General features: G+C 54.4%; 6 protein-coding genes. 1 reads left to right on the top strand and 5 read right to left on the bottom strand.

Features of this window, described 5'->3' with window-relative positions:
- Nucleotides 1–370: 370 nt before the first annotated feature.
- Both MY052_RS14260 and yeaG read right to left on the bottom strand, forming a co-directional pair.
- Nucleotides 371–1654 carry a YeaH/YhbH family protein gene (locus tag MY052_RS14260; RefSeq protein ID WP_035894609.1) on the bottom strand — a complete coding sequence of 428 codons (1284 nt, stop codon included), beginning with the start codon at nt 1652–1654 and terminating at the stop codon, nt 371–373.
- Between the two features lie 113 nt (nt 1655–1767).
- Complete coding sequence (gene yeaG, locus MY052_RS14255; protein WP_035894607.1) at nt 1768–3702, bottom strand: protein kinase YeaG; 1935 nt, start codon at nt 3700–3702, stop codon at nt 1768–1770.
- A 436-nt stretch (nt 3703–4138) separates the two neighbouring features.
- Between yeaG and MY052_RS14250 the strand changes: the two genes are divergently transcribed.
- On the top strand, nt 4139–4885 hold the full coding sequence (locus tag MY052_RS14250; protein ID WP_248537254.1) for a MipA/OmpV family protein: 747 nt from the start codon (nt 4139–4141) through the stop codon (nt 4883–4885).
- 101 nt (nt 4886–4986) lie between these two features.
- Here the strand turns inward: MY052_RS14250 and MY052_RS24185 are convergent, their stop codons facing one another.
- From MY052_RS24185 to gapA, 3 genes are all read right to left on the bottom strand, one after another.
- On the bottom strand, nt 4987–8991 hold the full coding sequence (locus tag MY052_RS24185; RefSeq protein ID WP_276522974.1) for an autotransporter outer membrane beta-barrel domain-containing protein: 4005 nt from the start codon (nt 8989–8991) through the stop codon (nt 4987–4989).
- A gap of 331 nt (nt 8992–9322) precedes the next feature.
- Nucleotides 9323–10207, bottom strand: coding sequence for a D-hexose-6-phosphate mutarotase (locus MY052_RS14235; protein ID WP_035894602.1), 885 nt, complete (start codon nt 10205–10207; stop codon nt 9323–9325).
- Nucleotides 10208–10290: 83 nt separating this feature from the next.
- A complete protein-coding gene (gapA, locus tag MY052_RS14230) occupies nt 10291–11286 on the bottom strand; it encodes a glyceraldehyde-3-phosphate dehydrogenase (RefSeq protein ID WP_035894601.1) in 996 nt (331 codons plus the stop codon).
- Between the last annotated feature and the right edge of the window lie 321 nt (nt 11287–11607).

Here is an 11607-nt window from a genome sequence, read left to right as displayed (position 1 = left end):
AATTTAGAGAATATACAGTATTCCAGGGTCCGCTCTTCGCTCATAGCGGACCTTAATTGCAATAAATCTTTCGCCATGGGAACGCTATTACACTTGTAACTGACTGATAATATTGATCACTTAATTATGAACTATTGGCGAAAAATCACTGTATTACACTGATTTAATAGGAAAACTCGCAAGATTTGAAATCCCTTTGAACAAGTGAGAACGACAACATTCATGTTCAGTTGACTTGATGTTAACAGCCATTGATGAAATTTATTCCCTAAAATGAAAGTTAACTCACTGATTAGGAAAGAATAAAATAACAGTTCGCAAGAAAGGAAAATCAGCCAGAAATAAAATATAACTGGCTGATTTATATTGATTAATCCTTGATTGTACTACCTTGCTTGTGGAACAGTTCACGGAAGACCGGATAAATATCTTCCTGATCGCGAATGTGCTGAATGGCAAAGTTATCAAACGTCTGCTGCAGATGTTCATATTCACGCCACAGCGTCTGGTGCGCTCGCCGGGTGATTTCGATATAGCTGTAGTAACGCACCACCGGCAGAATTTTCTTCGCCAGAATTTCATGACACAGCGGGGAGTCGTCCGCCCAGTTATCGCCGTCCGACGCCTGCGCGGCGTAAATGTTCCACTGCGCCGGGTCATAGCGCGCTTTCACCACTTCATCCATCAGTTTCAGCGCACTGGAGACTATCGTGCCGCCGGTTTCCTGTGAGTAGAAAAACTCGTGCTCATCTACCTCTTTGGCCTGAGTATGGTGGCGAATATAGACCACCTCCACGTTTTTATAGGTTCGGCTCAGGAACAGATAGAGCAGGATATAAAAGCGTTTGGCCATGTCCTTGGTAGATTGATCCATCGAGCCTGAGACGTCCATCAGACAGAACATCACCGCCTGGCTGGAAGGCTCAGGGCGTTTCTCGTAGTTCTTGTAGCGTAGGTCAAAGGTGTCGATAAACGGCACGCGGTCGATTTTTGCCCGTAGTTCGGCAATTTCTTTGCGTAGGCGTTCTTCTTCCAGAAGCTGCGCCGGTTCGCTTTTGGCCACTTCATCGAGCGTGGCTTCCAGCGCGTGCAGCTCGCGACGTTTACCTGCGGTCATCGCCGTACGACGGGCGAGGGAGTTTTGCAGTGAACGCACGACGCTGATGTTCGCCGGTACACCGTTGGCGGTGAAGCCTGCACGGTGTGTTTTAAACTCGGTGAGCTGACGCTGTTGGTTACGCTTGAGGTTAGGCAGCGCCAGATCTTCAAACAGCAGATCCAGATACTCATCTTTGGAAATCTGGAACACGAACTCATCCTGACCTTCGCCATCGGCGCTGGCCTGTCCCTGACCGCTACCGCCGCCACCGCCGCCGCCCTGTGGTCGCTCGATACGATCGTTTTGTACGAAGTGGTCGTTACCGGGATGAACCCGATGCCGCAATCCGCCGCGCCCCTGATGGAACATCGGCTCGCTAATATCATCCGTCGGAATGGAGACAGATTCACCGCTGTCGATATCGGTCACCGAACGTTTGTTGATGGCCTCGGAGATCGACTGTTTTATTTGCGCTTTATAACGGCGCAAGAAGCGCTGGCGGTTAACCGCACTCTTGTTTTTGCCGTTCAGACGCCGGTCAATGAACCAGGTCATAGCCCCTCCTGAACTGCTTTTGCCAACTTACTGCGCCTGTAAGTGCCGGATGAACCGGCCTACGGGACATTGTTGTCGGCCCGGCAGCGCGAACGCCGCCGGGTACCGTGTGGTTATGACGATTTACGCACGCGCAGATACCATTCGCACAACAGGCGAACCTGTTTGCGGGTATAGCCTTTTTCCATCATCCGATCGACAAAATCGTCGTGCTTTTTCTGCTCATCGGTTGAGGTCTTCGCGTTAAACGAAATCACCGGCAGCAGCTCTTCGGTATTGGAGAACATTTTCTTCTCAATAACGGTGCGCAGCTTCTCGTAGCTCGTCCAGTTCGGGTTGCGGCCGTTGTTGTTGGCGCGGGCGCGCAGCACAAAGTTGACTATCTCATTGCGGAAGTCTTTCGGGTTGCTGATCCCCGCAGGCTTCTCAATTTTCTCCAGTTCAGCGTTCAGCGATTCACGGTCGAACAACTGTCCGGTATCCGGGTCGCGATACTCCTGATCCTGAATCCAGAAATCGGCGTAGGTAACATAACGATCGAAAATGTTCTGCCCATATTCCGAGTAGGATTCGAGGTACGCCGTCTGGATCTCTTTACCGATAAACTCGGCGTATTTCGGGATCAGATAGCCTTTGAGGAACTCCAGGTAGCGTTCCGACTGCTCCTGCGGGAACTGCTCGCGTTCGATCTGCTGTTCCAGCACGTAGAACAGATGTACCGGGTTCGCTGCCACTTCGGCGTGGTCGAAGTTGAACACGCGAGAGAGGATCTTAAAGGCGAAACGGGTAGAGAGACCGTTCATTCCTTCGTCCACGCCCGCATAGTCGCGATACTCCTGGTAGGACTTCGCTTTCGGGTCGGTATCCTTCAGACTTTCACCGTCGTACACGCGCATTTTCGAGTAGATGCTGGAGTTTTCCGGCTCTTTCAGGCGAGAAAGAATCGAGAAGCGAGACAGCGTTTCCAGCGTTCCCGGCGCGCAAGGCGCGTGGGTCAGCTCACTGTTGTTGAGCAGTTTTTCGTAAATCTTGATCTCTTCGGAGATGCGTAAGCAGTAAGGCACCTTGACGATGTAAACACGGTCGAGGAACGCCTCGTTGTTTTTGTTGTTGCGGAAGGTGACCCACTCAGATTCGTTTGAGTGCGCCAGGATAATGCCGTTAAAGGGCAGGGCAGAGATCCCTTCGGTCCCGTTGTAGTTACCTTCCTGGGTGGCCGTCAGCAGCGGATGCAGCACCTTGATTGGCGCTTTAAACATCTCGACGAACTCCATGATCCCCTGGTTGGCGCGGCACAGGGCACCGGAATAGCCGTAGGCATCCGGGTCGTTCTGCGCGTAGTGTTCTAGTTTGCGGATATCGACTTTACCGACCAGCGCGGAGATATCCTGGTTGTTTTCATCGCCCGGTTCAGTTTTGGCAATCGCAATCTGTTCAAGGATGGATGGCCAGACTTTCACCACGCGGAATTTGGTAATATCACCGCCGAATTCGTGCAGGCGCTTCGCGGCCCACGGCGACATAATGGTGCCCAGATAGCGGGTTGGCACGCCGTACTCTTTTTCCAGAATCTGCGCGTCTTCCTGCGGATTAAACAGGCACAAAGGATGATCGTTAACCGGGCTACGCTCGCCGTTGGCGCTCAGCACGTAAATAGGTACGCGCTGCATCAGCGCTTTAAGACGCTCCGCCAGCGAGGATTTACCGCCGCCGACCGGGCCTAATAAGTAGAGGATCTGTTTCTTTTCTTCCAGTCCCTGGGCGGCATGTTTCAAATAGGAGACGATCTGTTCAATCGCTTCTTCCATGCCGTAGAATTCTTCAAACGCCGGATAGCGTCCGATGACTCGGTTCGAAAAGAGACGGGAAAGCCGCGGTTCCTGGGCAGTATCAACCATTACAGGCTCGCCAATAGCGGTTAATAGCCTTTCTGCTGCGTTAGCATAGGCACTGCGATCTTGCCGACAAATGGTAAGAAACTCCTGCAGTGTGAACTCTTCGTCCTTGGCAGCTTCATAGCGCTGGCGATAGTGATCGAATATATTCATGGCATGCCGTCCTTTCGTTTTTTAGCACAGGTTAAGAGCCATTGGTATGAATAGTGGGGGCTCCCGGAAGAGGTAAGCCGAACGACGCTCACTCCTTAATCCAGCAACCCTTGTGCCAGGTTGTTGGACGATTAACGGTAACGTGCGCTGCGATTACACCTTCTAAAATTAAGCGTAGATGGCATTTGCAAAACTTGCATGGCGGGAAAAACGATTTTCAATGACATATCAATAACTCATCAAAAAATACGGGCATTAATTCTTTTTATATTTTTTACGCTTTCATAGTGCTGTCACGTATTTGCAAGCGTGTTGCCATCATTGGGCGAGATATTGATGAGTCGTATTCTGATATTACAGGTAAAAAATTTGTCGTTAGGCTGTGCGAAAGGTAAACTTCAGCCCGCTGAAATGTTGAAAAAAGGAATGACAGATTGTGAATCGAATCAAACTTCTAGCTTTAGGGGTCCTGATTGCCACTTCTGCTACCGCAGTACAGGCGGAAAGTAAGCTGACTCTGGGTGCGGGTGTCGGGATTGTTGAGCATCCATATAAGCAGTACGACCATGACTTATACCCTGTACCGGTTATCAACTATGAAGGGGATAACTTCTGGTTCCGTGGTCTGGGTGGCGGCTACTATTTGTGGAATGACGGCACAGACCAACTCTCGGTGATGGGATACTGGTCTCCGATGTACTTTAAGCCGGGCGACAGCGACAACAGCCAACTGCGTAAGCTTGATAAGCGTAAATCTACCGTGATGGCGGGTATTTCCTGGATGCACCACACACAGTATGGTTCTCTGCGTACCGCGCTTTCGGGTGACATTCTGGATAACAGTAACGGGGTGGTGTGGGATACCGCGTGGGTGTATCGCTACACCAACGGTGGCCTGACCTTAACGCCGGGTATCGGCGTTGAGTGGAACAGCGAAAACCAGAACCAGTACTACTACGGCGTTTCGCATCATGAAGCGGCAAAAAGTGGTCTGAGAAGCTACGACCCAAGCAACAGCTGGAACCCGTATCTGGAGCTGACCGCCAACTATCGCTTCGCGAACAGCTGGAGCGTTTACGGTACCGCGCGTTATACCCGTCTGTCTGACGAAATCACCGACAGCCCAATGGTTGACAAGAGCTGGACCGGGTTACTGTCTACGGGTGTGACCTACACTTTCTAAATTGTCCCGAATTTCAGCGGGATGAACCCCAACGTTTTGCGCGTTGGGGTTGCACTGCAAAAGGGCCTCGTCGTGGTGCGCTGCACCGTGGTGAGGCTTTTTTATTTAAAGGCGTATTTCACGCCCATCATAATCGACGCATCGCTATAACTGTGGTCACCCACCTGTATCGCGGTGCCTCCCCATAGATTCAGCGACGGGGAGATTTGCCCCTGCACGCCGAGTTTTAGTTGTGCAATATTGGCCGCGCCTTCCTGACGAATCGAGGTATCGCCCATGCTAATCTCGGCGAAATGGGTATTGTGCAGCCAGTCGGCTTCGGCGTATGGTTTGAACTCTCGCCCCTTGCCGTCGTCCTCCGTGCGGTGGCCGCGCAGATAGAGCCGCATCCCCAGACGGGATTGCAGATTGCCTTTGCTACTATCTTTCACCTGCGTACCGTTGGCTTCGATGTGGTCTGGGCTTTTGACCCCCATCCACGTGAGCTGGGCCTGTGGTTCAAGATAGATATCCTGGCGTGGCTGCTCCCGCAGTAGCATGTTATAGCCCGTTTCCACCGAGGCAGTGAAACCGTGGCTGTCATAGGTTTCATGCTGCAACTCATCGCCGTTGACCCGGTTAGTAAACCAGTTGTAGTTCACCCAGCTATCGAGATACAGACCCTGTCGGCTGACCGCATTCTGATACCAGGTGCTGTACGCCCCCACGCTATAGCCCGCCATATGGTTACGCGAACGATAGCCGGTTAGGGATGATGACGATTGCCCTGAGACGTTACCGTAGCCTGCCATCAGCCCTGCGCCCCAGCGGTCGTCGCCATTGCTGCTGCCATGCCAGAATTCGTTACCCATCTGAGCCACATAGCGGTTGGTGCGGGAGCGAATTTGCCCGCCTGCCGCGCGCGAGCGGTTCTGTCCGCCTTCCTGGCGCAGCCAGAAGGAGCTTGCCAGGGCAGAGCGCTTCGCGCACTGTGGCGTGTACTCAGTGGCACCTTCACGATCGTCCAGCGATAGGCTAAAGACGGTGTTGGCGGCGGCCAGGTTGACCAGGTAGCTTCCGGCCTCCGGGCGATACTGCGGTGTCACCGTCTTGGTGTTGATTGAGGTCAGATACCAGTTCTGGCCTTTTTGCACCAGGCTATAGTCCCACGGACCAGCAACCACACGGTTCGCCTGTACGAAAGCGCCAGCAGCGGATTGTCCGCCAACGCTGATGACCTCAATCCCCTGATTCGTCTGTGCGCCGAGACCGCCCACGTTATTGACCGTGACGCGCGTGGTGCCGGAGGTATCACCCGCAATGCTGAGATGATCGGTTTGCGACGCATCATCTCCCAGTACGGTATTGAGATTCAGCGTGCTATCGCCTTCGCCGCGATAATTACCGCTGACATCCAGCTCGTTACCCACATGCAGCAGACTGCGTGATAGCGTGACGCTGCCGCCGTTACTGAGGTTGCCGTCAACCGTAAAGGTCGCGTCGGTGTCATCGCTCTCGGCTGGCGAACCTACGGTCAGTGAACTGTTGGTTTCAAGCGTTGTGCTGCCGACGCTGCCGGTGCCGGAGAGGGCGGTGGCGTTCAGTGCGGTTACCGCACTTTTGAGTGAGCCGATGACATCCATACTGCCGCCGGCAAGGGTCGTTTCACCCTCAAAGGTACTGTCACCGGTAAGCGTGAGGGCACCAGACCCTTGTTTGGTGAAGTTCCCGCTGCCGGTCATACCTTGGTCTATCGTGGCGCGGTAGCCCTGAGTATCCAGCGTACCGCCAGCGCCAGCGAGAGTCATCGGCCGTGAAGCGTCCAGTGAGACGTTGTCGAGCAACTGGAGCGTACCGCCGTCGAAGGTCAGCGCGCTTCCGGTCTGGCCGAGGCTCTCGGCTTTGGCAACCTGTAATACGCCGCCTTTCAGCGTCCAGGGGGTGACCGAATCCGTACTGTTTTTCAAAAGCCAGGTGCTGGCATCCTCTTTGCTGAAATGATCGAAGCCCTGATACTGGGCGCTGTCGCCAATACTTACGGCATCAAATTCCGCGTCACGGTCGCCGCCAAGGATCAGCGTATCATCGCCGTTACCCGCGCTGACATCACCCACCACGTTGTAGCCCGCATGTAGCGCCAGCGAGTTGGTGCCGGAGGCAAACATCACGGCCTGGGCGCGGGTGGTTCCATCCTGGCTCATCCCGCCCTGAAGCGTACCGCTGTTAATGATGGTCATATCGCTACCGTACACGCCGATGCCGCCCGCACCCGCGCTGCCGGTGGCAGTACCCGCATTGCCGCCGCTGCCGCCAGAAATGGTGCCGCTGTTATCCAGCGTACCGCCGCCAGCCTCGATATGTACGCCGTCACCGCCGCTGCCGCCGTCAGACTGACCACCGCCGCCGCCACGATTCCCGGTCCCGCCGACAATGTTACCGTCGTTGGTCACCGTGCCGCCTGCGCCAATCAGTACGCCGTTGCCTCCTTTGCCGCCAACGCCACCGTTGCCGATGCTGCCGCCACCGCCGGTGCCGCCCATACCGCCGTGGACCGTAGCGCTGGTGGCGTTAGTGACGGTACCTTTGCCGTGAATGGATAACCCGTTGCCACCTTGACCACCGGTTCCGCCGTCGGCGTTGGTACCGTTAGCATTAGCCCCCGCACCGCCGTCGCCGCCGGTAAATTCGCCCTTATTAAGGACATCGCCTGCGCCGGTAATATTGACGGCGGTACCGCCAATTCCCCCGACGCCACCGCCGCCAGCAGAGTCATCTCCGCCTTTACCGCCCAGCACTTTCCCTGACGCTTCGTTGGTCACCTTCCCCTGTTGGGTGATATCAATCCCAATACCGCCAATGCCGGAATCGCCGCCGTGGGAGGTTGCCAGGCTGCCGCTACCGCCGCCACGGTTGCCCGCGCCGCCGATGACCTTGCCGAAGTTAGAGACCGTACCGCCATTTTCCAGCGCAATACCGATACCACCGTTACCGCCGTCGCCACCGTCGCCGCCGCTGAGGTTCAGACCGCTGCTATTGGAGTTACCACCGCCGCCGGTCCCGGCATAGCCGCCGCTTATCTCGCCACCCATCTGATTGGTGACAGTGCCGCTATTGACCACGGTGATCCCGCTGCCGCCGTTGCCGCCGATGGCGCCATAGCCGACAACGCCGGTTCCCTGACCGGCTTCAACCGCGCCGCCGTTGCCACCATTGCCGCCGATACCGCCCAGTATTTTTCCCGTATTTGTGATTGAACTGGTATCGCTGAGCCATACGCCGTTACCGCCGCTGGCCGCTTTCCCGCCGGTGCCGCCGACGCCGGTGACCGTGGTGTTCTGCTGGCTGTTGGCGTTGGCCGCCAGACCACCGGTGGCGCCGTTACCGCCGCTGATGGTGCCGCTATTGGTGACATTGCCGCCTTTTGTTGCAGTCACGCCGTCGCCACCTTCACCGCCCGCGCCGCCGCTACCGGCATGGATAGTGATACCGTTGTTGGTTTTATCATTCGCGCTGGCGCTGCCGGTATTCCCCCCGGTGCCACCGTTACCGCCGCTTATTGTGCCGCTGTTGTCATAGCTGCCGCTGGCGGTGAGCAGCACGCCGCTCCCTCCGCCACCGCCGTCACCGCCGTTGCCGCCGTTCCCAGCATCGACAACGTCCGTGGTGTTTGAGCCGCCGTTACCACCGCGCCCGCCGTTGCCGCCCCGAATGGTGGCGTTGTTTTGCGTGTGCCCGGATCCATTCAGTACAGCCCCCGCAGCACCGCCGCCACCGCCACCGCCGGCAGCGCCGGCACCGGTAGTGGCTACGCGGTCAGGTTCCTGGTGAGCCCCACCGTTACCGGCGGCTATCGGGCTGCCGCTCAGGCTACCGGCTTCACCGCTTTGTCCGTCGCTGCTCGCCTGTCCGCGCCCTCCGGCACCTCCAGCCCCACCGTTGCCACCGACACCGGTCACTAAATCCATATTGCCGCCGTGACCCCCTTGCGCGCTGGCATCAGGCGTTGCGGCACTGCCGTCTGCACCATCGGCAGCATTCACTCCATTAGGTGTCAGGGCGCACAGGGCAAGCCCCACGGTGAGAGTAAGGGTGCTGCGCCGGAAAGGAAGCGCGTGAAAAACAGGCATGATTATCCTCGGGAAAAACAAAATAATGGTGTTGAGCGCTGCGGGGCTGACGGTGAATCAGACAGGCAAATACCTGAGTGCCGCGCAGTAGATAAGGGAATGAGAGTGAGTGTTATTCAGATTAATATTGTGACTATTTGAAAATTACTGGCATATTCTTGTTGTGAAATAAGAATATCACCTAATAATAATCCTATTTCAGGATGTTTCAGGCTGCTTGATCTAAGTGATGTTACCGGTAACTTTTTTGGATTAAATAAGTCTGTTGATGCGCGGTAGAGGAAAAGCGCCGGGCAATGTGTTATCGCCCAGCGAGATATAGGGGAGGGAATTAACGTTTAACGACGCGGATGGTCTGGCTCAGACGGGCAGGTTTCTCTTCACTGGCTTTCTGCGTTGCGCTGGCGCAGGCAGTTTCAACACAGACGAAGGTTTTGTAACCATCATCTGGCATATCGGCCATGCTGACCGACAGCGCCGGGCCTGGGTTCCAGCCCACAACGTTGACGTGGTGGTGATGAATCACGTCGATAGTGCGGTTCAGAGACGCATCGCTGATAACGCTGCACGCTTCCGGGTTCAGATAGACACGGTCGGTACGATCCGGGAAGGTCTGTACGCCGTCGCTCAGTTCGCCAATTTCAGCGTTATTCACTTTATCGATGTAACGATCGCCGAGGCCGCTAACTTTGACGGCGTGAATGTCACCGACGTTGAAGTAGGTGTGCAGCGCGGTCGTAGTCTCGAACTCACCGTGTGCTTCCAGCTCCATCTCGCAGGTTTTACCCAGCTTGAAGCGCGCGAGAAGGGAGAATTCATGTGGCCAGTACTGGCGAGTGGCATCGCTACTCTTCAGTTCAAAGGTCAGCACGACACCGTTGTCATCTTCATTGTGAGCCTTCAGCTCCCACGGCAGGTTGCGCGCAAAACCGTGCGCCGGGAAACCCTGCTGTGCCGCTGGGCCAAACCATGGCCAGCAGATGGGTACGCCACCGCGCAGGGCGACACCGTTTTTAAACGGCGTGTTGTCGCTCAGCCACAGCACTTCTTCTTCACCCGCTGGTTTCCAGGAGAGCAGGTGTGCGCCCTGGAAAGCGACGGACGCTTTGACTTTGGGATGATCGACAACGATAAGCTCCAGCTCATCAAGCTGGCGACGAGAGAGGACAGGGGTAAGCTGTTCAATGACCGGGAGAGCGAAAATTTTGTTAATCATGATGCAATCCTTGGTGTGTAAATATTTTGGTCATAAAAAAAGGCGACCGAAGTCGCCTTTTTGGATCAGATACTCATCTCAACTTATTTGGAGATGTGAGCGATCAGGTCCAGAACTTTGTTAGAGTAACCAGTTTCGTTGTCGTACCAGGAAACCAGTTTAACGAAGTTGTCGTTCAGTGCGATACCAGCTTTAGCATCGAATACGGAAGTGCAAACTTCACCGTTGAAATCAGTAGATACAACGTCGTCTTCGGTGTAACCCAGAACGCCTTTCATTGCGCCTTCGGAAGCAGCTTTGATTGCTTTCTTGATTTCTTCATAAGATGCAGCTTTTTCCAGACGAACGGTCAGGTCAACTACGGATACGTTAGGGGTTGGAACGCGGAACGCCATACCAGTCAGTTTGCCATTCAGTTCTGGCAGTACTTTACCTACTGCTTTAGCAGCACCGGTAGAGGATGGGATGATGTTCTGAGCTGCGCCGCGGCCGCCGCGCCAGTCTTTGTGAGACGGGCCATCAACGGTTTTCTGAGTAGCGGTGGTCGCGTGAACAGTAGTCATCAGACCTTCGATGATGCCGAAGTTGTCGTTGATAACTTTAGCCAGCGGTGCCAGGCAGTTAGTGGTGCAAGATGCGTTAGAAACGATGTCCTGACCTTCGTATTTGTCAAAGTTAGCGCCTTTAACAAACATAGGGGTGTTGTCTTTAGAAGGACCAGTCAGAACCACTTTTTTCGCGCCAGCAGCAATGTGCTTACGTGCGGTTTCGTCAGTCAGGAACAGACCAGTTGCTTCAGCAACAACGTCAACGCCTGCTTCGTTCCACTTCAGGTTAGCCGGATCACGTTCAGCGGTAACACGGATTTTTTTACCGTTAACGATCAGATGACCGTCTTTCACTTCAACGGTACCGTTGAAACGGCCGTGAGTGGAGTCATATTTCAGCATGTAAGCCATGTAGTCTGCGTCTAACAGATCGTTGATTGCAACGATCTCGATGTCAGAACGTTCCTGAGCAGCACGGAAAACAATGCGACCGATACGGCCAAAACCGTTGATACCTACTTTGATAGTCATATATTCCACCAGCTATTTGTTAGTGAATAAAAGGTTGCCTGTAAAATTACAAAAACCTTACGCAGCGTCAAGCGGAATCGTGTCAATCATTGCGACAAATCAATCCTCTGCCTAAGCTTTAGTCGACTGACGTGTCTCACTCTTCCTATGAGCTTGAAACCACATGAGGGCGGCGCCGGGGATTTTAAAGGGCGCAGAAGATAAAAATGTGATTTAAGTCACAATTCCCCGGGTGCCTTTTCACGCCGATTAAGTTTAGAACAAAAGTTCACACTTCATTGTTAATGTTTTGTTAGAATCGTCTGGCATATGTATTTTTCA

The organism is Kluyvera ascorbata, assembly GCF_023195735.1.
GTDB classification, from domain to species: Bacteria; Pseudomonadota; Gammaproteobacteria; order Enterobacterales; family Enterobacteriaceae; genus Kluyvera; species Kluyvera ascorbata.
Note: the sequence above shows the minus strand (reverse complement) of the source record. Positions and strands in the feature narration are given on the sequence as shown.